Below are 23,225 nucleotides of genomic sequence, written 5' to 3' on the forward strand. Positions count from 1 at the left end.
GCTACCCATCCTGGTTGATGAGCGGGACAGGCAGCTACCAAATCGGTGCGCCGAGGCGGAAATTGACAGTCTTTTCCGCGCCGTTGGATTTTTTGAGATGAGCGGTGATGTTATTCTCTGTCTCCGAAGGGAGCAGCTCAAAACTGGCGATGGCCCTGTCACCGTTCTGTGTGAATTTGACCGCCTGCACCTCATCGCCATTGATCGTGATCGCTGCAGCCTGAACATCAGGCTCACCGATCCGAAGTTGGATATCAAGGGCGGTGTCGCGCCGGAGTGGGGCATCCATAATCAATCGGGCAACCGACGGTGGGGCGTCGATTGCAAAAGCTCTGGTCCTGTCGTGGGAATTGGGGCCAAAACGGTAATACGCGGTAAACAGAATACCTGCCAATAACAGAAGGTATCCCCACCGGGTCCATTCCATACCACGCCAGATGCGCCTAAGTGGGCCATTTTGTGTGGCATCAGGGGCAATTCTGGCCGCGAAAATCAGGGCGCCTGTAAGGGCAAGGCCGGTGGCAATCAGGCCGAGAATAATCCATAGCGCCATCGAGAACGCGCCACCCCAGGTGCCGAAATGCAGCATGTCCATCAAGGGCTTCCAATAGGTGAACCCTCCAATATCATCCGGCGTAAATGCCCCCAAAACGTCAAGCGTGACAGGATCTATGAACACGCTGCCTGGTCCGAAAAAGCCTGAATGGCCATCCAGGTTTCCGAAAAAGTTTATACTATCGGTCTTCTTGTCCGGCAGGAATACAAGAAACGGATCAAACCCAGGCAGTGCTTCCCGGGCCCGGGCTTCCGCCTGGTCGATAAGGGTCGCGTCAAGATTGGCGGGCAGAGCAACATCGCGGGGAACGGGGGGCTTGGGATGCGGTCTGGTGCCATCGAACCCCAGACTGCCCAGCAGGAAATAGAAGCTGGTAACGGCGGTCAGAAACAGCAGCGGCGCGGCCCAGAGGGCCGTCAGTCGATGCGTGCTGCCAGCCCAGGACCGAATGCCGGCTGCGCGGCTAGGCCAGCGGAAAAACCCTTTCCAGAAGCGCCGATAGGTAATGAGGCCGCTGACAAGCTGAAACAAAAGCACGACCGACATGGCGCAGACCAGCATGAATACGATCCGCTGTTCGGTCAGGAACGTGTCATGAAGATCACGCAGGATGTTGCGAAAGCCCAATGGTCGTGTTTCCGCGACAACCGCGCCAGTGGTCGGGTCGGTCCAAAAGCTGACTTTCTCTCCCCAGCCTGTGTGGGCTGCCGTACGGTCCACGAACCAGGGGGCCGGTCGCTTGTGGATGATAAAGATGCGACTTTCAGAGTGGGTCTCTTTGATACTGCCGTAAATTGCGCCAAAGCTGGCGGTGCGTTCTTCCTTGGTGGCGGTGGTCCAGATTGCCGTACGACCAACCGATTCAAGTTCGAAACCGGCAACAAGCAATGTGCCGGTCAGAAACATGAATGCGAAGAAAAGCGACAGATGCAGCCCCAGCCAGGTGTGGAGTTTGAAAAGTGAATTGCGGATTTTTCGGTTCATCTGAATGTTTATCTGTCTACAATGTCTGGGGGCACTAAGCCGAGTAATCGTGCTGGAAACAATGGCAAGATAGTCTTGTCATAGAAGAGGAGCGAATTGGGCTTTTGATGTTGCGATGAGCACACGTTATTTCATGATATTCCCGCAGGTTAGGTGTTGTGCGAATCCCGAACTTCGCGGGATGATATAATTATACCCGGGTATTGTTGGGGTAAGCGGTGCTGTTTGATGTTAAATAGAGCTATGAAAACAATTTCCATTGTCTCGCCATGCTTCAATGAAGAAGACAACGTGGCGAATTGTTATGAAACCGTAAAGTCGATTTTCGACAAGGAACTGCCGGGCTACAGGCGCGAGCATATTTTCATCGACAATGCCTCCACGGACCGGACCGTGGATATCCTGCGCGAGATCGCCGCAAAGGATTCGGACGTGAAAGTGGTGGTCAATGCCCGCAATTTCGGGGTGTTCCGGTCAACCTTCAACGGGTTGCGCTATGCCACTGGTGACGGGGTTGTTGTCATGCTGCCTGTTGACCTGCAGGACCCGCCCGAGCTGATCCCGGAGTTCGTCGAGTTGTGGGAAAGCGGCTATGACGTGGTGGCCGGTGCCCGCAGTACCCGAGAGGAAGGGTTCGTGATGCGCAACGCACGCGGCCTTTTCTATCGGATCGTCAATGGTCTGTCGGACGTCTGGCTGGAACCATCGGTCGGAGAGTTTCAACTGATTGACCGCAAAGTGCTTGAGGCAGTGCTGGCCCACAATGACCACTACCCTTATATCCGCGGCATCATTGCCAGCTGCGGCTTCCGCCGGATCATCAAACCTTATGTCTGGCAGGCGCGGAAAAGCGGCTTGACCAAGCACAGCTTGATGGCGCTGACCGATCAGGCACTGAATGCTATTTTTTCTTTCACGCGTGCCCCGATGCGGTTCTGCACGATCAGCGGACTGGTGATTGCGGCCGGCTGTATTCTGTTTTCGCTCATTTCCGCGGTTCTGTTTTTCTTTAATCCCGATCAGGCACCACGCGGGACGACAACCATCATCGTATCCCTGTTTTTCCTGTCAGGTATCCAGATGCTGTTTATTGGAATGTTGGGGGAATACATCACCTCGATCCACAATCAGGTACGCGGCGGCCCCATCGTGACCGAGCAGGAGCGCATCAACATTGAAGGCCCTGCGCGGGACCCGGCACTGACTAGAGACGAGCGTCTGGCATGATTGCCGGTTTGAGTCGCGGCAAATGGTGCGGCCTTCCGCTTGTGGTGGTGCTCTGCGCCAGCCCGGCCTGGGCTGTTGACGCACCGACCACCAATGCAACTCTGCCCGAGCTGCGCATATGGTTTGGGTGCATGGTGGTGGCCTCGGTGATTTTTCTGGGCTTCTTCTGGCTGCGTGGTCAGGTTCTGTTTGGCATTCTGAGTGCAATGGCTCTTTTGGGCGGCGCAGCCCGGCTGTGGCTGACGCAACCGCTTTGGTTTCCACGCCTTGAGATCTCTGCAGACCCGCCTGAGAACCTGATCATGCTGGCGATACTGACGATGCAGGCGGCGGTGATCGGCGTTGTTCTCATACGGCCTGCAGGGCGCGCAGCCATCGGCGGTCTTTTCGCCAAAGCGGGGATATTTCGCCTGTTTCAGCTGATGGTTCTGGTTGCGGTTTTCAGCCTGTCGGCAACTCCTTATATCGCCTATGGCTATCATGTGGCCTATGGCTTGCAGATCGGTGTTGGCGGTGTGTTGTCACTGGTTCAACTGGCCACGCTATTGGCCATGTTTGTTGTGGTTGGGCCAGACCACATGCCGCGTATCCCGGCGGCTGGTTTGGCGGTGTTTGCGACTTTGGTCAGCGCCATACTGGCTTGGACGGCGTTCGATCGGGTGCCCCATGTCGAGGATGAGCTGGCCTATCTTTTTCAGGCACGGACCTTTGCGGCTGGCACGCTCTGGGCTCCGGCCCCGCCCGAAGCGGCACACCCCGCGCTGGAATATTATCTTCTCGAAATACATAAGGGCAAATGGATCAGTGTTCCGGCACAGGGCTGGGCCATGGTTTTGAGCCTTGGGGTGCTGGTCGGGGCGCCATGGGTGATCAATCCGATCCTGACCGGGATATCGGTTTGGCTGGCCCATGACATTGTCCGCCGGGCAATCAGCCGGGAACGCGCGGATATGGTCGCGTTGCTTATGGCAACCTCACCCTGGGTGCTGGCTGTTGGTGCCACGCTGATGAACCACGCGCTTATGCTGGTGACGATCTTGCTGGCCTGGTGGTGTTTGATCCGGGCCGGAGAGGGGTCTGCCCGCCGGGCGGTATTCCTGGCATTTGCCGCCGGGTTGGCCTTGGGATGGGGATTTGTCACCCGACCGTTGGACGGGTTGATCGTGGGTGGTCTGACAGGCCTGTGGGTGCTTCGCCGACTGCCTGCCGGGATCAGGCAAGTGCTTGCCTGTGGTGTCGGGGGCATCTTGTCCGGGTCTGTCGTTTTTCTGGTCAATCACGCGATCACGGGCGATCCGTTGTTGACCGCACAAGCCGACTATCTCAGCCGTCTGTGGCCGGACACGCAAAACGCATTTGGATTTGGGGAGAATGTGGGCCCGCCCGCCCAGAGCTGGGGCGCGCTGGATATCTGGATCGGTCACAGTCCTGCCGAAGCCGTGTTGAACCTGATCAATGCGATTGCCTCGCTTAACCTCGAACTTTTGGGCTGGACATTCGGATCTCTGGTTCCACTCTGGATCGTCTTTATCTGGCGCAAAAAGCTGACCGGGTTTGACCGTGCGATGCTGGTGATCTTTGCTGCCCTCGTGGCAGTTCTGTTCTTCTATTGGTTTACAGGCACCTTCTACCTCGGACCGCGTTATTGGCACACGGCATTGCTGCCTATCCTGGTTTTGTCCGCGGCTGGGATCGAGGCGATCAATGACCGGTTGCCCGAGCAGTATCGCGGCCGCTTGCACTGTGTTGTTCTGTTGCTCTGCGCCATTTCGGTTGTCAGTTTCACATCTTGGCGCGGTGTTTCGAAATATGACGGATATGGCGGGTATAGCGGTGACATCAGGCGACAGGTTGAAGCCGCTGATCTGAGCAATGCGTTGATTTTTGTCTCGACAAAAGGAGACATCGGGTCTGCGCTTTATCTCAACGATCCGTTCCTGTCGCCGGACAAGCCGATTTTCCTCAACGATCTGGGGCCGGATCAGAACGCGGCCATTATCGCTGCCTTTCCCGGACGCGAGGTTGTTTACCTGAGCGACGCAGACTGACGCGGCTTTAAGCCGGATCGATCGTTACTCTCCGTAATTGCGCGTAAACGCTTCAAGTGTCATGAAATCTGCCCCTTGTGTCTGGAGCCGAGCAAGTTTTGGGCCTTCCTCACCCAAAAAGGGTGCGATATCGCTGATCTCGTCATATTTCCAGAGAATATCGCCTGTTTTGATGTTCACCTCAAACACCCGCCCGCCCAATGTCTCAGCCACCAGAATTCGCGAACCGTCTGGACTCACATTGACCGCCCCTTCTGCGATACTGCTGAATGGTGGTGTTGCGTCCTTGTCTTTAATCGGGAAAATGGTTCGATAGTTCTCCGTCAGTGGGTCAAGTGCAAGAATTCGTGTTCCTACACGTTCTTCCCCGGCCCCCGCTCCCAAGTTGTCGAAAATCAGAATTTCACCATTTGGCATTACAGATGGTGAGTGTTGAGCGACCATCGGACCAAAGAAGACTTTGATTATCTTGCCGGTCTGCGAGTTCATGATAATCAACGTACTGCTTGATCGCAATGAAACTACCAGATCACCCGGATTAGCCCCGTCAATCATGGCTGCGGACGCTTCGTTCAAAAGATCGATACCGTTGACATGGTAGGGATCGCAGTCGTCTCTGACAGAAAAGGCTAGCCCGCGCATATTTGAATCGCGAACTAACGTGTCCAGATTGTGAACCGCCAAATTTGCACCGTCTACATCACGAATCCGCACGCCTTCTTGGTATACTGCTCCATAGGTACACTTCATAGGCTCATCCAGATCTAGGATGGTTTCGCTTACAGGATCAAGTTTCGCTGAAGGAAGATACACCCGCCCGTCCGGACCAACTGTGGGCCAATGGTGGCTATTGTCGATATGCTTCCATAGAAGATTGCTTTCTTTATCGAACTTCGCGACACCGACATGATAGGGAAACGTATTAGTCCCCTGAAAGGTAACAATCAGGTTGCCTTTGCTGTCTATTTCACTGCCTTGAATGTAAATTGCTCGCTCATCAGTATACCCGAAAAATGCCTTGAACTCAGTTTCAGAGAAAAGAATTTTTGGATCATATTCCCAAGTCTTAAGGACGTTTCCATCACGGGACATGATCCACGCCATGCATCCAAAATCTGGGCATAGGTCCTGACGGTAGAAAAACCCCCCTGTCATGACAATCAGGTCGTCTGCGTCTGCGGTAGCTCCACTAACTGTTGGCCCTGGCACGTCTGCGTCGGGTTCATAGCGAATGAAATGCGGAGGTTCCTCTTTTGTATCAATAGCCTGTAGCGCATCATATGCGGCCTTGGCCTTTTTGATTACGCTATAAGGAAAAACTTGGAATTCTACTGTGGCTAAACCATAAACAAAGGATAGAGCCAAGGCGCTGAAAGAAAACATTACTTTTGAAAACATATATGACCTTTACCTTATCTAAAACCGGTTTCTAGGCGAAGAGATGCATACTGTGTCTGGGTTTTTACCAACCAATCCGGAGCTAAACGCTTTCCAGAACACGGATGCCAAGACAAAAGATATGTCGCGAAAGGTGTGTGTAGCAAAATTCGGGTGCTGGGTTAGTAAGTTCAACATCAAAGTGGTGCCAGCACGTGCTAGCGGTATAATTAATATTGGATTGCGACTATTGGCATCAGAGTATTTCCGCCTGAATGCCGCGTTTTCAATGTCGAAAGCGATCATCTGAATTGCATAGCTGGAGAAAGTAAGACGACGGAATCGACGCTCAGTGCGTGAATATCTCACTTCGAATACCATACCCGACCCTTTTGGCACCATCCGGCAATCAGTACGGTGGACAGAATTACGATAATGTCCCTACGAAGCGGAAAGACCTTCACTGTATCAGCCGAGGCCAATTCGACGGCATCGGAGATCAAGATCGGCAGAAAGGCAACTGCGACAACAGCTAAAAACCTCCAAAGAATCTCGCTAAAATGCCAAAAGAGGGGGAGCGCGGCTTTCTGTGCAAACACCTCTTTTGCGTCACTGCCCAAGTCGGATTGCCGTATAATTCCAAGCGCTTTTTTTGCGACAGCCAATGTGCTTGCGGTGATCGGAGTGACCTTAAACATGGTTATGGCCATGAAAAAACCGCAGTCGAAACCAATGCAACGGCCACAGTCACTCGTTTAGATGTGTATTGTTGCCAGTAGAATTTTCGGTCCGGGCCTGACGTTTTCGAAGCAGACGCTTAAGCGGGTACCAGACAAACCCAATGATGGCGAACAGGATTGCGCCAATTAAAGCGATAAGTGTTCCAATAGCTCCCAGTCCGGCCCCAGGCCCTACATATGCAAACGCAGCTGTGGGCATAAACATGCTAATAATAAGGAATGCAATTACACGCATAACCTGACGCTCCTCTAACACTAGTTAAACAACACACCTAACAGTCTTTGCATTAATACCAGTAATTCATCACGTGATACCAGACCAAGGTTGTATCATTTAGCAAGGATTAACATCTGCAAACTCATAGACGCACAATTTGATTTCCGAGCGGCAGGTGACATTGATTGGTCTCACCTGAGTGGTCCTCCACTCTCTCAAAATGAGGAGATTACTCAGCAGCATGCTGGTTTTCGGCGGCCACAAAGTTGCGTCTGAAATCATTGGCAAACATCGTGCGCGTGAACCGGCCCAACCCCGAGGCATGCTCGCCAAAGGTGTCGATCCGGGACAGCAGGGTCGTTTTCACACGAGGATCGACCTGCGTCTGGAACTCACGCGGGGTGTCAAACTGATAATCACGCAAGGAGCCTTCATACCCCGAATTTCGCCAGGCCTCGACATCGAATGACGAACTCCAGACCGGTTCATGCTCCAGACTCTGTGAAAAGGGAGCATGCAGCATCACGGCGCTGTAATAGTTGATGATCGTATCAAGCATCGCATGCGCTTCGTGATCACCTTCATCCAGCAGATCCGAAATGGCCCGTTTCAGGAAAACAAGCGCTTCGTCCAGTACAATGAACCGGCCAATCATCGAGTATTTGCTGAGCAGATTGCCCCCCAGTTCACCGCTGATCAGGTCATCGTAATTGTTCTGCGCCCAAGCCACGCAATCGGCGCGGGTTTCAAACAGCTCAGCCTGGTTCTCTTCCAGATAACCAGCCAATGCATTGCGGAACGGCTCCGGTGCCTGATCCAGAATCTTTTGCATATGTTTGATGATCTGGAACGGTCGGATGTCCAGAGAACGCGCCAGCCGGAAGGCTTCTTCGAAATTGTCTTCATAATAGAAGATCGTCAGAAGCAGATGGAAAACACGGGTGTCCAGATAATCCTGGAACGAGAAGTTCTCGGACTGGACCACCATTTCCTCGGTCTCGACCACGGTTGGGCCGTTATATTTGCCCAGGCATCGGGCAACGACCCGGTGTAGGGTCTTGAATCCGAATTTCTCGCGGCTGTCAGGATTGGCCAGTGGCGCGCCATGCAGCAGCATCAATTGGTGTGCCGCTACCCGGCTGACACCGGTTTCGATCAGCTTGTCGACCGCATCCATAAAGGATTCCTTGGTCTCACCCGGCATACACAGGATCAGCTCGCCATAGGATTGCATGCCCTTTGAATGAAGCTCCTGCTGTACCTCGGTATAAGTATCCAGGCTGATGTTGTCGCGTTTGATGTTCTTCAGAACTACCGGATTCAGGGACTGGACCGACGAGGTCATTGGCAACCGGCCCTTGGCCTTGCGCATCACCTTGATGATCCGGTCGCCGCGGTTTTTGCCGGTGGTTGTCCGGATATATTTGGGCCAGTCGTATTTATCCATCAGATGGCCCAGATAGTCGGCCACCTCTTCGTCCTGCACATACATGCCGAAATTGTCGTCAGCAAAACACAAGGGGCTGGCGTGGTTGATGCGGGCCACGATGTAATCCAGATCGGCCTTGGTACGCTCAAACGAATGGCGGAAAACTTTCGAGTTCGATTTGACCGCCGAGTTGCAGAAGGCACAGGTGAACGGACAGCCGCGGGCCAGCTGCATCAGTGCAAACAGGCCGGTATCAAAGAACTTGTCCATCAGCCCGGCAAGATAGGGTGACGGGATTTCGTCCAGATCGCGGATGCGGGGCGGCTCGCTCCCGCGCAGGATCTCTCCGGTTTTCGGATGCACGTAAAGCGCGCCATCGACGGTCTCTTCCCACATGCCTTCGCGGCGGGCGCCAACATCGATGAACCGTTGCAGTGTACTGAGGAATGCGCGCTCGCCCTCATAGGTGGGGCCGCGCACATGCATGTCGATCTGTGGCATGGTCCGGATCCAGCTGTCCTGTTCTTCTTCGGTCAGTGGAAAATTGGGGCCGCCCATGAGGGTCAGAACATTGGGATTGATCGCCTTGACGTAATCCGCAAAGGACAAGGCTAGGTGGTGGTTCCAGGAATAGCTTGAGAAACCAATGATGTCGGGTGCCGCCGCATCAATGGCTGCCTTCAATTCCTGAGGGTCGCGGAAGATTGCAACCTCCAACGGTGTCGGGCTTTTGGCATAGGTTTTGGCAAAAGTAGCAAGATTGCCGACACCCAGCGGATAGGTGTCCGACGTAGCGGTAACGAGGTTATGGCCGAGATCGGCAAGGTAAAGACGCATTAGTTAACTATCCTCGCGGTACAGTTCTTATGTCAAATTTTAGGCTCCACGGTCGGTTTGGACTTCGATGGCCAATGTGCCGGAATGTTATTTTTAATCATCTTCAAACACTCTGCTGCCAGGGGAAGTGACCCGTCAACACCCTGGAGATCATGATGAAGGCCAGGATGGCGGTGGGCAAAACAAGTAACCCCTGCGCGATGATCGGTTGCAGACCAGCGGACAGCAAACCCTCAAGCGAAAGGGCGTTGAACGCGTAAACGAACAGATAGGACAGCACGTAATAGGGCAAACGCCCAAAACCCTTGGTGTCGAAGACAAGCCGGGCGTGGGTCATGAAGTTCCACAAAACTCCACCAGAAAACGAAATCGCCAGTGCGGCTTGCGGTGGCAGGCCTGACAGGCTGAGGCCGGTAAACAGCACATAGCCAAACGCCGTATTCAGTACCCCGACCAAAGCGAAGCGCATGAATGATTTCTTTCGGGGGATAAGCAGCTTTTTCATAAGCGGGCCCCTTCTGTACAAAGAATGTCCGCCACCCCTGAGACGATATCATGTTGCGGGGTAAATCCGGCTTCGTTCCGCAGCCGGGTTACATCCGCTGCCAGCCGGTCGGGATCATTTGCCGCGCGGGAGATAGCCCCCAGCCGGATCAGGTCAGGGTGATGCATCTGGTTTGCGACCTCTTCAATCAACTGCCGGACCGGGACGGCGGTGCCGCTTGCTATATTGATCGCACCGGTGACATTGGTTTCCAGCAAAAGCGCCAGCGCGCGCGCCAGATCATCGACATGCAGGAAATCCCGTTCCTGTCGTCCATCGGTGCAATTTACGGGCTCACCTATCTTCAGATTTGAAATCAGATCGCCAAACAACCGGCCCGGCGGTTCATCCGGTCCGTAGACAAAGAAAATGCGGGCCCAGGCCAGAGACAAGCCAAGCGCATCCTGGCCTGCGCTTAGCGCCAGACCGGTCGCAGCCTTTGCGGCCCCGTACAAGGTGCGTGGCCGCAAAGGTGTTGCTTCGGTCAGCTCCGGCACCGACCAGTCATATTCGGCACAGCTTCCGGCGCAGATCACACGCCGCCCGCCGATGCGCGCAAACTCCCGCACCAAGTGCAGCGTGGTGGCCATCCAGTCCAGATTGGCCGGGGAAGCCCAGCGGTCGCGTGGCCCGTCATGCCAGGCCAGATGAACCAGATGGCTGGCGCGGGTTGTTTCAAGGGCTGCTGTGGTGGCCCTGGGGTCCAGCAGGTCACAAGGGATGTCGCTTGCCGGGTTGCGGCCCAGCGTCACCACCTCATGGCCCGCCTGTGTCAGAGCCGGAACCGTCGCGCGTCCGATCAATCCGGTTGCGCCGGTCAGCAGAACCCGTGCCATCAGCTGATCCTGACTTCCGGCACGGCGGTCACGAACCGTACCTTCAGGTCGGACAGTTGCCCGATGACCTCATCCCGGATGTTCCAGGGCAGGATCAGCACGTAATCCGGCGGCGCCTCGCGCAGGGCTTCGACCCCATGCACGGGGATATGGCTGCCGGGCAGCAGCGTGTTCTGCTTGGCCGGGTTGCGGTCGACGCAGTAAGAGATCAGATCGGGGCCGATCCCGGCATAGTTCAGCAGCGTATTGCCCTTGGCAGCGGCACCGTAGGCGGCAACCGTGTCGCCCCGCGCCTTTGTTTCACGCAGGAAGGCAAGCAACCCATCGCGCAGCGCTTCGACCTGAGTGGTGAAATTCATGTAACCTTCAGGCCGGTCGAACTGCGCCGCCGCCTCGTCCGCGCGGACCTTGGCCAAGCCGGGCCCTTCGGGGTGGCTGGCCCCTTCAAGGCAGGCATAAACCCGCAGCGATCCGCCGTGGGTCGGCAGCTCTTCGACGTCGAAGACGCGCAAACCCGCCTTGGCAAAGATTGTCTCGACCGCCAGCAGCGACAGATAGGAATAATGTTCGTGATAGATCGTGTCGAACTGCACGCTTTTGATCAGGTTCAGAAGGTGCGGAAATTCAACTGTATAGACCGCGTCCCCCGTCAGCAGTGTGGCGATGCCGGCAACGAAATCGTTGATATCAGGCACATGCGCCAGCACATTGGCCGAGGCGATCAGGGCCGGAGGTTTCTCGACCGCAGCAACCTTTCGGGCCAGCGCCTCGCCGAAATAATCGACCAGCGTGCGCACACCCCTTTCCTGTGCCGTCGCCGCCACATTGCCTGAAGGTTCGATCCCCAGAACGGGGATGCCTTTTTCAACGAAGTACTGCAGCAGATACCCGTCATTCGAGGCGATCTCGATCACCAGATCATCCGGCCCGAGATCGAACCGGTCGACCATTTTTTCCACGTAATCCCGGCAATGGGCCAGCCAGCTGTCCGAGAAGCTGGAGAAATAGGCGTAATCGGTCGAAAAAATCTCTTCCGCCGGTACGACATCATCCACCTGAACCAACCAGCATTCGGTGCAGACGCGGGCGTGCAACGGATAGACCGGGTCCGGTTTGTCCGCTTTCGCGGGGTCGACATAGGAATTGGCCAGAGGGGACAGTCCGAGATCGACAAGCGTCATCTCAAGATCCGCGCCGCAATGGCGGCAGGTGGGATGGGTCGTGCCGGTCATACCTGTCTCATACTCAGTGTTTCGAATTCGGCAATCTGGGCGTGGCACAGCTCGGTTGCCGGAGTGCCGCGGGCCCAGCCCGCATACCAGTCTGCCGTTAGCCTGACGGTGTCGTCAAAACTCAGGACTGGGCGCCAGCTAAGCAGTGCTCGCGCCTGCGATACATCCAGCCGAAGCATCTTGGCCTCATGCGGCGTATCCGCCGGGGTGTCGATATCGATCCGGCCCTGCCCAAGCGCCTTGATGACCGCCTGGGCTACATCCAGAACCGGGCGTTCATCGTCACGTTCGGGGCCAAAATTCCAACCAGCTGCGAAGGCGGCGTCCTGTTCGAGCTTCTGGGCCAGCATCATGTACCCCCTGAGAGGTTCCAGAACATGTTGCCAGGGGCGGATTGCGCCGGGATAGCGTAATACGACGCGTCCTTCATCGCTCAGACAGCCGCGCACGATATCGGGAACCAAACGGTCTTCGGCCCAGTCACCACCACCAATGACATTGCCCGCGCGTGCGCTGGCAATCCGGGCCGGATGTGGATCGGCAGCATCCGGTGAATAATAGCTGCGCCGCATTGCTGCGACCGCTATTTCGGTCGCACCCTTCGATGCGGAATACGGATCATGCCCGCCCATCGGGTCGGTTTCGCGATAGCCCCAGACCTGTTCGACATTCTCGTAGGCCTTGTCAGAGGTTGCCACCACCACCGCGCGCAGGCTCGGGGCTGCACGCAGTGCGTCCAAAAGCTGAACTGTGCCCAGAACATTGGTAGCGAAGGTCTCAACCGGAGTGCGATAGGAGCGCCGGACCAGGGATTGCGCCGCCAGGTGAAAGACGAATTCAGGGTCGGTTTCCGCGATGATCCGGTCTAGGGCCGCACGATCATTCAGGTCGCCAGTGACCGACCTTATTTTGCGCTGATCCAGCAATGCCCAGAGATTGGGTTTAGTTTCGGGGGCAAGGGCGTATCCGGCGACTTCTGCTCCAGCCTCGGCCAGCCAGGCAGCCAGCCAGGCGCCTTTGAAGCCGGTATGCCCGGTTACAAGCACCCTGCGTCCGGAAAACGCGCTCGCACTCATTCCCAGATTTTCCACGGCGCATTGCCTGTGGCCCAGTGTTCTTCCAGTTCCTGGCGTTCGCGAATAGTGTCCATGGGCTGCCAGAAGCCTTTATGTTCAAAGGCCATCAGCTCGCCATCGCGTGTCAGGTTCATCAGGGGGCTGCGTTCCCAGGCGGTATCGTCGCCGTCAATATAATCGCCCACTTTGGGGGACAGCACGAAAAACCCGCCATTGATCAGCCCACCATCCCCGACGGGTTTTTCAGAGAAATTCAGGACCTGATTGCTCTGCAGCTCGAGCTGGCCGAAGCGGCGGGGCGGAGGAACTGCCGTGACGGTTGCGAGCTTGCCATGCGCCCGGTGAAAATCGATCCCGGCCCGAATGTCGATATCACCAACACCGTCGCCATAGGTCAGGCAGAACGCTTCTTCATCCTTGAGCAGATGCATGACCCGGCGAAGTCGCCCGCCAGTCTGGCTGTTGTCTCCGGTGTCGATCAATGTCACGCGCCACGGTTCTGACTTGCTGTTTGCAATTTCAAGACCGCCATTGGCCAGGTCGATCGTAACGTCCGAGTTGTGCAGAAAGAAATTCGCGAAGAATTCCTTGATGACATAACCTTTGTACCCCAGGCAGACGATGAAATCCGTGACGCCATGGGCCGCGTAGATTTTCATGATGTGCCAGATGATTGGCTTACCACCGATCTCGACCATGGGTTTTGGAATCTTGACGGTTTCTTCGCTGAGCCGCGTGCCTAAGCCGCCGGCCAGAATAACGCACTTCATAAAATTGCTCCCTCGTTAACAACGAGACTGGCTACCAATACACTCGTCTTAACCCGGATCTGGGCATCCGGGTTATTGCAAACATTCGCACGCATTAGGACGACAGCGCCGCCACCCTGTCAAGATTCACAAAGCCACGAGTCGTGAGGCACTGAATTTCCTGTTGCCTTGGCGCTCAACCATACACAATGGGGGGAAAGAGGCGATATTGTTGACGCGCTCTTTCAGCCGGGCAATCCAGTGAAGAACATCACAGAGACAGCGCTTAAAAGAGGTCATATTCAGGGCTGCACATGTTGTATCAGAATTGCGCAGATCAAATGTACGTTTCACACCTGCGGGAAATTTTGACAAAGCTATACCGGTCGGAAAACATCGTTACGATTCAAATTATTGGGAAAAGCACATGCAGTTTAGGGCTATGCAGGAGACAGAGGTTTTCACCAATTTTGAACCGGTTTTCGACACAGGCGATCTGGTTCGCATCTGTCCCCTCTCTCTGTGGGATGGACAGCCGGTGCGGTTCGTCTAATCAGGGTGCCGATTTTCTGTACGGAAGGCCGGGCTTCAAAACTCAGGCACTCTGTTTAGGGGGCTGACAGGATTTTGTTGTTAATCCCGGATAACCTCTTGTAGCCTTAGGTAAGTGTTTTGGTATGGGTGTTAGTCATTTGAAAAAAGATATTGTTCCCGTTGTAGTCATCGGTGGCGGCCCAGCCGGGCTGACAGCTGCCTATGAACTTCAGAAGCTGAGCGACACACATGTTCCCCGGGTCTTTGAGGCCTCGGACATGGTTGGTGGCATTTCACGAACTGAAACGCATAAAGGTTACCGCTTTGACATAGGCGGGCACCGGTTCTTCACCAAGGTGCGTGAGGTCGAGGACATGTGGCACGAGGTGATGGGTGATGATTTCATCACTGTGCAGCGCTTGAGCCGCATCTTCTACCGTGGCAAGTTCTATGATTATCCGTTACGGATTTTCAACGCCCTTGGAAATATTGGCCCATACGAGACTTATAAAATCATCGGTAGCTTCATTAAATGGAAGCTCCGCCCCAAGCCGCAGGAAGATACATTTGAAGAATGGGTGATCAACCGCTTTGGCGGTCGGCTCTATATGCACTTCTTCCGTAGCTACACGAGAAAGGTCTGGGGCATTCCACCGTCGCAAATCCGGGCCGACTGGGCGGCGCAAAGGATCAAGAACCTGTCTTTACCCAAGGCAGTTTGGAATGCAATTTCCGGCGCCAATGACACCGCTAGCTTGATTGAAGAATTCCAGTACCCTCGCTTGGGTCCTGGCATGATGTGGGAAAAGACACGCGATCTGATTCAGGAAAAAGGCGGCAGCGTCGAGACACGTTCGGAAGTGATAAAGGTGTATCGTGACGGCAACCACGTCACGTCGGTTGATGTGCGAAACTGGAATGAAGACGGCGAGATAAGCATCGAACGGATCAAGGGTGCAGAGTTCATCAATTCAATGGCCGTGCGCGATCTGATCCACACGTTTGACCCGCCACCTCCGCTCCAGGTCGTTGAAGCCGCAGATCGTTTGAGATATCGCGATTTCCTGATCGTGACCCTGATCTTGGATCACGCCGATCCGTTCCCGGACAACTGGATTTACATCCACAGCCCCAAGGTGAAGGTCGGCCGCATTCAGAATTTCCGCGCCTGGTCCAAGGAAATGCTGCCCGACCAGAATACCGCGTCAATAGGGATGGAGTATTTCTGCCAGAAGGGTGACGGGCTGTGGTCTTCCTCGGACGAAGAACTCAGGAAACTTGCCAGCGAAGAGCTTGAGCAGCTTGGGCTGGCTAAAGCGAGTGATGTCATAGATTTTGCCGTGATCCGGCAACCCAAAGCCTACCCGGTTTATGACACTGAGTACAAAGAGGCTCTGGACACTGTCAGCGGTTGGCTGAAGACGCTGGAAAATTTCCAGACCGTGGGTCGCAATGGTCTGCATCGCTATAACAATCAGGATCATTCGATGCTGTCTGCTATATATGCCGCCCGCAATATCATGGGCGAGAACTACGACGTCTGGGACGTGAATGTGGAACGCTCTTACCATGAAGAGTTTGAAGCCAACCCCAAGAAAACGGCTGCGCCAAAAAAAAACTTTCGTAAAAGCACGGCGCTCTGATCCTTAGCCAGGGACCGCGGTGCTTGTGGGTTTGTTTCTGATTGACGGGTTGGGATGATATGTGTCCGGCCAGATGGTGATGTGATCGCGTAATCTGGCGACTTCCCGGCCTTCGTCCTGATGGTTCAGTCCGCATCGTAGCCAAACTTCGGCCAGCAAAAGCCGCAACCGAAGGTCCGGGGCCGTTTCGGTGATTACGTCGTGCATTTGGGTCCGGGTCAGGCCGATCAGGTCCCGCAGATGGGCGCTCCTGAAGTATTCAGGACGAACTTCCAACCGCTGAAACACCGTCGTCTGTGTCGCGTTCTTGATACGGGGGCTCAGGTTGCGCGGGACATAACGATTGGCGACTTCTTCAACGACCCATTTGTTGCGAGCAAACGGATGAGCGTTCCCGAAGGCAAAGAGCGAAAGCCGGAGTTTATGCCGGGTCGGAAGATTGACGGAAAACCGGGCCAATCGGGTATCCAAAAACGGAAGCCGCACTTCGATACCTGCGGCCATGCCCATCGTGTCATTGAGATGCAAAAGCTCTGACAGGGGATGGCGCATGCGATCCAGCGTCCATTGTCTGCCGTGATCCCTGGGGTTTTGTGGCGATGCGTTGTGATGGCAGGAGATCTCCTGCGGCTCCCTCTGTTTTGCATGGTCATGCACCAGCTTTTTTGCGCGCTTCGTAGTCAGGATGGACCCTATGCCCGACATTGCCTGCACCCGGCGCATCAGCCGTCTGTATCCATCGTTCAAACGCTTTCGCCCAAACCGGGGATTTCCGAGGAACAATTCATCTGCGCCTGCACCAGAAATCAGACCTTTCATTCCAGAATCAGTTGCAAGCCGGGCCGCCATCATCAGTGGCGTGCAATTTGCAGGTTCTGAGGGGGGGCGTTCATAGTGCCGAATGACTCGGGGAAGCATGTCAATAAAATCGCACTCATCGACATCGGTAACGTGCAACTCCAGTTTAAGACTTCTGGCTAGGTTGCGAGCCGCATCAACTTCACTGCGTTCACCTTTCACATTGGCATGGAACAACGGCAGGTTTTGATGTTGTGCTGCTGCTATGGCAGCAATCAGTGACGAATCCACACCGCCTGAACAAAAAGCCCCAACAGGCGCTTCGGCGAACAAATGCGCGGCCAAGGATTTGTGCATCAGATCCGCAAACTCATCGACAATTTCGGGCGTGGGCAAGCCGTCAAGCCTGATCATTTCATCGGGGTCGAAGAAATCGTTCAATCGGAAGAAAGATGAAATCTTGATCTTGTCCGATCCGTCAAACTGCAGGCAAGTCCCTGGGGCCAGGCTCTGGATGCCATTATAGAAGGTCTGACCCGGATCCGGTTCTCCGGAATTCATCAGATAAGCTGTTACCGAGTTGATGTCCGGCTGTACTGTCATCCACGGCTCGAAAGCTTTTATTTCCGACGCAAACAGAAAGGCGGGCCCTTCTTTGGTCGGGCCTTGCACCCAATAAAGCGGCTTCATTCCGAAGCGATCCCTTGCCAGCAGGACCTGCCGCGTGCTGCGGTCGACAAAGGCAAGTCCGAACATGCCTTCGAACCGGATCAGTGCGCTCGAACCCCATTGGATCAGACTGTGTAAAACAACTTCGGTATCGGAAGTTGTCCGGAAGGAAATCCCCAACGCTTCCAACTCAGACCGCAAGGACCTGAAGTTGTAGACTTCACCAGTGTAGGCAAGGGTGTAACGGCCCGTTGGATCCTTGAAAGGCTGATCCGACCGTATATCGGTATCGACAAGGGACAGGCGTCGGTGCGTCAACCCAAGACCGGGTTCTATCAGGATATGGCTGGCATCCGGGCCGCGATAACGTATGGAAAACGCGCTTTTGCGCAGCCGCAGATTGTCAGGGGTTTGTGCTGCATCCTCTGGGAAGATACCAAACAGGCCACACATTCGGAACTCCGGTATTACAGTAGGTTAGCGAGGCAAAACCCACCACATCAGATTCTGATCGCTTTCGACGGCGGGTCAGATGCACTATAGAAAGAGCGGAATGAATGGCACATGTCAGCCTTTGTCATGCCCTGTTCATGTTCGCTGCGCGTGTCAGCTATGAGGGTCTGATGAAAATACTTGTTGCCGAAGACGACGATACGCTGCGCGATAATCTTGGTTGCCTGATGCGAGCGCGTGGCGATGTCGTAAGGCTGACTGATAACGGTAATGACGCGCTATTTCTGGGGGAGACCGAAGATTGGGACGTCATCGTTCTGGATCTGGGGTTGCCGGGACTGGACGGGCTTTCGGTTCTGCACGAATGGCGCAGTCGCAATATGGCGACCCCGGTTTTGATCCTGTCGGCACGTGACAGTTGGAATGATATCGTATCCGGGCTACGCAGCGGGGCTGACGACTATCTGGCAAAACCCTTTCACTCCGAAGAACTCATGGCACGGCTCGAAGCCTTGGTGCGGCGCGCAAGTGGACGCGGTGCGCCCTCGATTGAAGTCGGGGACCTGTCAGTTTTGCCCGATGAAAAGACAGCCTATTTCAAGGGTCGGACTATTCCTCTGACCGCGTTTGAATTTCGCGCTCTGGAGCATCTTGCCCGGCATGCGGGTTCGGTCGTCAGCCGGGCAGACCTGATTGAGCATATCTATGCCGAGGAGATAGACTTGAATTCAAACGTCATCGACGTTTTGATCTCGCGCTTGCGCCGCAAGATGGCGGCCTCTTTGGTGGAAACCGTGCGCAGGCAAGGTTATCGGATTCCCACAGATGATCGGTGACTGGGCCACGATTCCACGTCGCGTATCGATTGCGTCAATCGCGATATGTTGTGCCGTACTTGGACTTGGCGCGGCTATTTTCATTCAGCTCTATCGCGTTCAGGAAATCCGCGAACTGGAATTGCTTCTGGCCCAGGATTTGTTGATCGAATCCAGCCGGATCACTTTGAATGGGACCGACATAGAGCTGTCCGAAGGAGTCGGGCGCGGAATTTATGACCTGGCAGAAGTAAACTGGGTTTGGCAGCTTATCGAAGATCAGGAGGGGGGGGGCTCCAGGATTCTGTTTCAATCTCCGTCACTTGGCCCGGTCACCGCGAACAGCGCGGTCCTTGCCGTACCGCCCTCGGGCAAAGGTGATTTCATAAGCCCTAACGGAGGCTTTGTGCGCGGTATATCTGCCCCCTTTCCGGGAGCCGCGCCCGAAGAAGGGCTGAGCTTTCGGATTGCGGCGCCCATGCGACGTGTAAGCGAAGGAATTCGCAGCGCGACCCAGCTGGTTGCACTGGTTTTCTTCGGTATCGCCCTGACGGTTTCGGTTTCAGTCTATTTTACAGTAAACCGGGGTCTCAGACCGCTCAAACGGCTCAGCGAATCTGTCAAAGCCATGCGCCAGCACGATACGATCATTGATGGGCAAAACTGGCCGCCAGACTTGATCCCAGTGGTTGATGAGTTGCGAGAGCTGCATCGTCGCAACAACACAAATCTTGAAAAAACTCGTAGGAAGAATGCCGAATTGGCACATGGATTGAAAACGCCGCTGGCCGCTCTGATCCGCGTTGCCGAAGCGCTGGATGATGACAGGCGCGATCAGATTATTGGCCTTGTCGATCGGATGACGCGGGTCATCAAGCGTAACCTCAGCCGCGCCCGGACCGAACGTCCTTATGGCAAATCTTCAGCCGTTCGCACCAGCGCCGAAGACGTAATGTATGCGCTTGGTGTTATTTTCAGAGACCGAATGCCCGAGGTGGAAATCACCATAGATGCCGGAATGATATTTTTCGGCGAGATGGCGGACATTCAGGAGATTTTTGGCAACCTGATGGAAAACGCGTGTTTCTGGGCTGAAAGCCACGTGCATATTTCAGCGATCGCAGAGAGCAAGGATATGATTACGCTTTGCATCGAAGACGATGGCCCGGGTATGGAGCAAAGTCGGCAGATGTCCGACGTGTCCACCGGTGAAGACAGGGGTGAACGCGGGTTAGGCCTGTTGATTGTCCGGGATATAGCCGAGCTTTATGGAGGAATGGTCCATATCGGGACATCCGCTCTGGGTGGGGCGAAAGTGTCGGTCATACTGCCTGGATGGATCGAAACGCCGAAATAGATACCTATACGGCTATTTGTTTCCCTGAAATCACCAATGTGGGTATGCTTGCAGTATTGATATCACATTGCGCATGCAATCCATCCGTTGGGCATAAAACACGCAACCAGATGAGAGTTACATGTTATCAGTAGATTGGTTGATTGAAGACATATGCTTTCAGCTGACATCCAGTATGCCTTTCATTGGGTAATCGTCGACTGCTGTATTTGATGAGATTGTATAAGACGTGATGGTATTGCGCCTTTTTATTTCACTCATTGTGTTGGCTGGCATTGTACTGGCCGGTCAGGGCGTCGCAGCAACACTTGCTGCTGATGCGGTGCGGCTGGATGAGGTACCGCCCTATTTCGCAGCCAGCGGCGTTCTGTTTTCCTATGTCTGGGTTCCTCTGGTCGCGCTGTCTGCTTCGGCGCTTTTTGTGGCACCGGGGTTGCTGCTGGCTTTGGGAATTGCTGCGCAGGGGGACCGGTTTGAGCACTGGCTGCTCAAGGGGTTTACATTGTCCTTGTTCGGTGTGCCTGCGCTCGCTGCTGTGGTACAGGCCGTCAGCGGTGTTCCCATGGCCGGGACGGCCTTCATTCTGTTGCTTGTTTTGCTTTGCCTGCCCGGCATCGGCCTGATCGCAGCCCGACCCAACCCTAATATCTTGCGGGGCAGGGGTTGGGATATAGCCGGCATGATTGCCTTGCCGCTGGCTGTTCTGCTCCTGCTGGCTCCGAAATTCTACTGGGAGTCGCTGAATGACGACGGGGCGCACAGCTTTCTGAACGCGATGTTGTTCATGACCCGTGGCCTGCCGTTCTGGCCACCGGATGCAGGGGGGGTCGGGGGATATCCGACCCCGAAAATGATGACGGAAACCTTCCTGCAAAGCGGGTTCATGCGGTTTTTCGGACCCTATGAAGTCTCTATCCGTCTTGCATATTTGCCAGGGGTTTCGATCCTTTTTGGGGTGATTTTGTCCTTTGTACGCGATCCCGAAGGACATACTGACTCACGAACCGTTTTCGGGCTTGGGGCAGCCCTGCTGCTGTTTTCGTTCGTGATGGCATTCAATCCATCCTACAATCCGTATTTTGCCGACATTGCGCTGCCCATGGCGCGCGAGCCGATGATCCTGCTGGGGGTGCTGGGCTATATCCTGTTCTTCAGCGAACGCAGGTTCGTCGGGATGGCGTTTGTGTCAACACTGGCTTTGCTGACCGCACCGAATGGCACCCTTCTTATCGGGTTTTTTCTGATTTCCCACTTCCTTCTGACCCGACCACTACCGTTCCGGCAGGTGATTGTCGGAGGGATGGTCGCCCTTGGGGTCCTGGTTCTGGCATCACTGTTTGAGATGATGCTGACATGGTGGGGGCTGATGGACGTGTCCGATGAGTTTGGGGCTGACAGTATTCTGCGCCGCCTGCGCTTCGTGACGATCTTCGACACCGGGCGGTTCCTGTTCTGGCTGCTACCTTGCGGGATTCTGCCCGGCCTGGCACTGCTGGCCTGGCCCTGGCAGGATAAGCTGTCCAGAACACTGACGCTGACGGTCATTGCCTATGTTCTGTTTTTCTATGTTCAGGCCTATCGGATCCTGCCCCATCATTTTGCACCCGCCGCAGTCATACCACTGATTGTCTTCTGGCGTTTGCGGCCGGTTCAGGTTGCTCCGGTCTCTGCACTGGCCTGTGCTCTGACAGGGCTTGCGGTCAGCGCCTGGATCAGCTGGCCGGAAACTCTGCGCCCGTTTACCCAGACCCGGGATCTTGGCTATCGTATCTCTATCGAAACTGATGAGAGCCCGTTCCCTGACCTGAACGAGATACGTGTTGTTCCGGCACTGATTGCCGGGGCATTCCCGCCCATCTGGACACAGGCCGAGTTGGAAAAGCGCTATATGGCTGGCCAGTTGTCGGTCTATGTTCATGCCAGAATGCCTGCATCTGACACTACGACCGCAGATTATTTCATACGCGCGGCAACAGCAGCTCTGGTGGATGGAGAAACTGTAATTGGCGAAGCTTTGGAGGGTTGGGTTTTGGTGGCGCGCGATCAGACGGTTTACGAAAATGACCTCGGGAACACCGATGTTCCGGTCAGTATTGCACGTGCCTATCGCGTACCACTTGATACCATCTTCGGACAGGGCACGCGTGAGACACCCTACCCGGTTTGGGACATCGCGAAAGTAGCGGGTCTAAGATAGCCACCGATTGAGAAATATAAGATTTGTCCCGAAGAAAAACGGGCAGTTAAATGGAGAACTCTATGAAGCAAAATCTTGCAAAACTGGTTGAATCATACCCGGTCCTCCAGAAGCCTGCCTATTTCGCCTATATCGGCGTGGTCAGCGCCCGGAATGTCAGCCGCCGGTTCGCCATGAACAATCTCGGCTACCTGCCCAAACGTGTGTCTGACAGGGGCCAGGACATGTGGGTGATCAACGAAGTCTATAATGGCAAGCGCAATGGTTTTTTTGTCGAGCTTGGTGCCGCCGATGGATTCTCAGACTCAAACACGTTCGCTCTGGAAAAACACTATGGCTGGACCGGACTTTTGATTGAACCCAACCCGGTCAATTACCATCGGATTACAAACTGGCATCACCGCACGGCCACCCCGGTTCCGCTGGCGGTTGATCCCGAACCGGGAAAGCTGGAGTTCATGATTGACGGTCAGCGCAGCAGCCTGCTGGTGGATGAGGCCGACAATATGACCGAGCGACGCGCTTCGAAACTGGCCCGGTTCCGGGAAAAGGGCAAGGTTGTAACGGTTGAGGCCGTACCTCTGGATGAGGTGTTCGATCGCTATAACGCGCCCAAGGATATCGATTACTTCAGTCTGGATGTCGAAGGGTCGGAAACGCGGATTCTGCGCAATTTCCCATTCGACAAATACCGTTTCCTGGCCATGACAATCGAACGCCCGACACCGGAGCTCAACGAGTTACTGTTCGCCAATGGCTATCATTTCGTGCGCAATTCGCTTTACGACACGTTCTATGTGCATGAAAGCAACCCGCGCTTCGATCAGGTTGAGAAATTACCGTTCGAACAACTCCCCGCGAAGCAGTTCTGAACCTGCCTCTGGCACACACCCATGTCGCGCGAACA

General features: G+C 54.9%; 17 protein-coding genes. 7 read left to right on the forward strand and 10 right to left on the reverse strand.

Annotation, left to right across the window (positions count from 1 at the left end):
- Window positions 1–34 precede the first annotated feature (34 nt).
- A complete protein-coding gene (locus tag I9188_RS16695) occupies window positions 35–1,540 on the reverse strand; it encodes a PepSY-associated TM helix domain-containing protein (RefSeq protein WP_209507461.1) in 1,506 nt (501 codons plus the stop codon).
- 243 nt (window positions 1,541–1,783) lie between these two features.
- Here I9188_RS16695 and I9188_RS16700 point away from each other — a divergent pair, with 243 nt between their 5' ends.
- Window positions 1,784–2,767 (forward strand): glycosyltransferase family 2 protein, encoded by a 984-nt coding sequence (locus I9188_RS16700; protein ID WP_209507460.1) that lies wholly within the window; start codon window positions 1,784–1,786, stop codon window positions 2,765–2,767.
- Window positions 2,764–4,815, forward strand: a complete 2,052-nt coding sequence (locus I9188_RS16705; RefSeq protein ID WP_209507459.1) for a glycosyltransferase family 39 protein — start codon at window positions 2,764–2,766, stop codon at window positions 4,813–4,815. The genes I9188_RS16700 and I9188_RS16705 overlap by 4 nt, the downstream gene beginning before the upstream one ends.
- A 24-nt stretch (window positions 4,816–4,839) precedes the next feature.
- On the opposite strand, the gene I9188_RS16710 is transcribed toward I9188_RS16705, so the two are convergent.
- The 8 genes from I9188_RS16710 to rfbF form a co-directional block, all read right to left on the reverse strand.
- Window positions 4,840–6,198, reverse strand: a complete 1,359-nt coding sequence (locus I9188_RS16710; protein WP_209599686.1) for an arylsulfotransferase family protein — start codon at window positions 6,196–6,198, stop codon at window positions 4,840–4,842.
- Between the two features lie 359 nt (window positions 6,199–6,557).
- Window positions 6,558–6,902: a hypothetical protein gene (locus I9188_RS16715; RefSeq protein ID WP_209507457.1), complete on the reverse strand. Its 345-nt coding sequence runs from the start codon at window positions 6,900–6,902 to the stop codon at window positions 6,558–6,560.
- A gap of 476 nt (window positions 6,903–7,378) precedes the next feature.
- On the reverse strand, window positions 7,379–9,415 hold the full coding sequence (locus I9188_RS16720) for a B12-binding domain-containing radical SAM protein (RefSeq protein ID WP_209507456.1): 2,037 nt from the start codon (window positions 9,413–9,415) through the stop codon (window positions 7,379–7,381).
- 103 nt (window positions 9,416–9,518) lie between these two features.
- A complete protein-coding gene (locus I9188_RS16725) occupies window positions 9,519–9,920 on the reverse strand; it encodes a GtrA family protein (protein WP_209507455.1) in 402 nt (133 codons plus the stop codon).
- Window positions 9,917–10,795, reverse strand: coding sequence for an NAD(P)-dependent oxidoreductase (locus tag I9188_RS16730; protein WP_209507454.1), 879 nt, complete (start codon window positions 10,793–10,795; stop codon window positions 9,917–9,919). Before I9188_RS16730 ends, I9188_RS16725 begins: the two co-directional genes overlap by 4 nt.
- Entirely contained in the window at window positions 10,795–12,027 is a 1,233-nt protein-coding gene (locus I9188_RS16735) for a class I SAM-dependent methyltransferase (RefSeq protein WP_209507453.1), read from the reverse strand. The genes I9188_RS16730 and I9188_RS16735 overlap by 1 nt, the downstream gene beginning before the upstream one ends.
- On the reverse strand, window positions 12,024–13,118 hold the full coding sequence (gene rfbG / locus I9188_RS16740; RefSeq protein WP_209599687.1) for a CDP-glucose 4,6-dehydratase: 1,095 nt from the start codon (window positions 13,116–13,118) through the stop codon (window positions 12,024–12,026). The genes I9188_RS16735 and rfbG overlap by 4 nt, the downstream gene beginning before the upstream one ends.
- The gene (gene rfbF / locus I9188_RS16745) at window positions 13,100–13,873 is read right to left on the reverse strand and encodes a glucose-1-phosphate cytidylyltransferase (protein WP_209507451.1); all 774 of its coding nucleotides are present in this window, start codon (window positions 13,871–13,873) and stop codon (window positions 13,100–13,102) included. Before rfbF ends, rfbG begins: the two co-directional genes overlap by 19 nt.
- 671 nt (window positions 13,874–14,544) lie before the next feature.
- Here rfbF and I9188_RS16750 point away from each other — a divergent pair.
- Complete coding sequence (locus I9188_RS16750) at window positions 14,545–16,029, forward strand: NAD(P)/FAD-dependent oxidoreductase (RefSeq protein WP_245220682.1); 1,485 nt, start codon at window positions 14,545–14,547, stop codon at window positions 16,027–16,029.
- Window positions 16,030–16,032: 3 nt separating this feature from the next.
- On the opposite strand, the gene asnB is transcribed toward I9188_RS16750, so the two are convergent.
- Window positions 16,033–17,949 carry an asparagine synthase (glutamine-hydrolyzing) gene (gene asnB, locus I9188_RS16755; protein WP_209507449.1) on the reverse strand — a complete coding sequence of 639 codons (1,917 nt, stop codon included), beginning with the start codon at window positions 17,947–17,949 and terminating at the stop codon, window positions 16,033–16,035.
- Window positions 17,950–18,053: 104 nt separating this feature from the next.
- On the opposite strand from asnB, the gene I9188_RS16760 reads away from it, so the two are divergent.
- The 4 genes from I9188_RS16760 to I9188_RS16775 all read left to right on the forward strand — a co-directional run bounded on the left by I9188_RS16760 (window position 18,054) and on the right by I9188_RS16775 (window position 23,190).
- On the forward strand, window positions 18,054–18,785 hold the full coding sequence (locus tag I9188_RS16760) for a response regulator transcription factor (protein ID WP_209507448.1): 732 nt from the start codon (window positions 18,054–18,056) through the stop codon (window positions 18,783–18,785).
- On the forward strand, window positions 18,775–20,121 hold the full coding sequence (locus I9188_RS16765) for a sensor histidine kinase (protein ID WP_209507447.1): 1,347 nt from the start codon (window positions 18,775–18,777) through the stop codon (window positions 20,119–20,121). Before I9188_RS16760 ends, I9188_RS16765 begins: the two co-directional genes overlap by 11 nt.
- A 232-nt stretch (window positions 20,122–20,353) precedes the next feature.
- The gene (locus tag I9188_RS16770) at window positions 20,354–22,318 is read left to right on the forward strand and encodes a hypothetical protein (protein ID WP_209507446.1); all 1,965 of its coding nucleotides are present in this window, start codon (window positions 20,354–20,356) and stop codon (window positions 22,316–22,318) included.
- A 62-nt stretch (window positions 22,319–22,380) separates the two neighbouring features.
- Entirely contained in the window at window positions 22,381–23,190 is an 810-nt protein-coding gene (locus I9188_RS16775) for an FkbM family methyltransferase (protein WP_209507445.1), read from the forward strand.
- Window positions 23,191–23,225 lie beyond the last annotated feature (35 nt).

Source organism: Ruegeria sp. HKCCSA071 (assembly GCF_017872555.1).
GTDB lineage: Bacteria > Pseudomonadota > Alphaproteobacteria > Rhodobacterales > Rhodobacteraceae > Ruegeria.

Bases quoted from the DNA above. Each gene is read 5' to 3' on its own strand.
- I9188_RS16695 (WP_209507461.1), bottom strand. From the start codon at position 1,540: ATGAACCGAAAAATCCGCAATTCACTTTTCAAACTCCACACCTGGCTG.
- I9188_RS16700 (WP_209507460.1), top strand. From the start codon at position 1,784: ATGAAAACAATTTCCATTGTCTCGCCATGCTTCAATGAAGAAGACAAC.
- I9188_RS16705 (WP_209507459.1), top strand. From the start codon at position 2,764: ATGATTGCCGGTTTGAGTCGCGGCAAATGGTGCGGCCTTCCGCTTGTG.
- I9188_RS16710 (WP_209599686.1), bottom strand. From the start codon at position 6,198: ATGTTTTCTTTCAGCGCCTTGGCTCTATCCTTTGTTTATGGTTTAGCC.
- I9188_RS16715 (WP_209507457.1), bottom strand. From the start codon at position 6,902: ATGGCCATAACCATGTTTAAGGTCACTCCGATCACCGCAAGCACATTG.
- I9188_RS16720 (WP_209507456.1), bottom strand. From the start codon at position 9,415: ATGCGTCTTTACCTTGCCGATCTCGGCCATAACCTCGTTACCGCTACG.
- I9188_RS16725 (WP_209507455.1), bottom strand. From the start codon at position 9,920: ATGAAAAAGCTGCTTATCCCCCGAAAGAAATCATTCATGCGCTTCGCT.
- I9188_RS16730 (WP_209507454.1), bottom strand. From the start codon at position 10,795: ATGGCACGGGTTCTGCTGACCGGCGCAACCGGATTGATCGGACGCGCG.
- I9188_RS16735 (WP_209507453.1), bottom strand. From the start codon at position 12,027: ATGACCGGCACGACCCATCCCACCTGCCGCCATTGCGGCGCGGATCTT.
- rfbF (WP_209507451.1), bottom strand. From the start codon at position 13,873: ATGAAGTGCGTTATTCTGGCCGGCGGCTTAGGCACGCGGCTCAGCGAA.
- asnB (WP_209507449.1), bottom strand. From the start codon at position 17,949: ATGTGTGGCCTGTTTGGTATCTTCCCAGAGGATGCAGCACAAACCCCT.
- I9188_RS16760 (WP_209507448.1), top strand. From the start codon at position 18,054: ATGGCACATGTCAGCCTTTGTCATGCCCTGTTCATGTTCGCTGCGCGT.
- I9188_RS16765 (WP_209507447.1), top strand. From the start codon at position 18,775: ATGATCGGTGACTGGGCCACGATTCCACGTCGCGTATCGATTGCGTCA.
- I9188_RS16770 (WP_209507446.1), top strand. From the start codon at position 20,354: ATGGTATTGCGCCTTTTTATTTCACTCATTGTGTTGGCTGGCATTGTA.
- I9188_RS16775 (WP_209507445.1), top strand. From the start codon at position 22,381: ATGAAGCAAAATCTTGCAAAACTGGTTGAATCATACCCGGTCCTCCAG.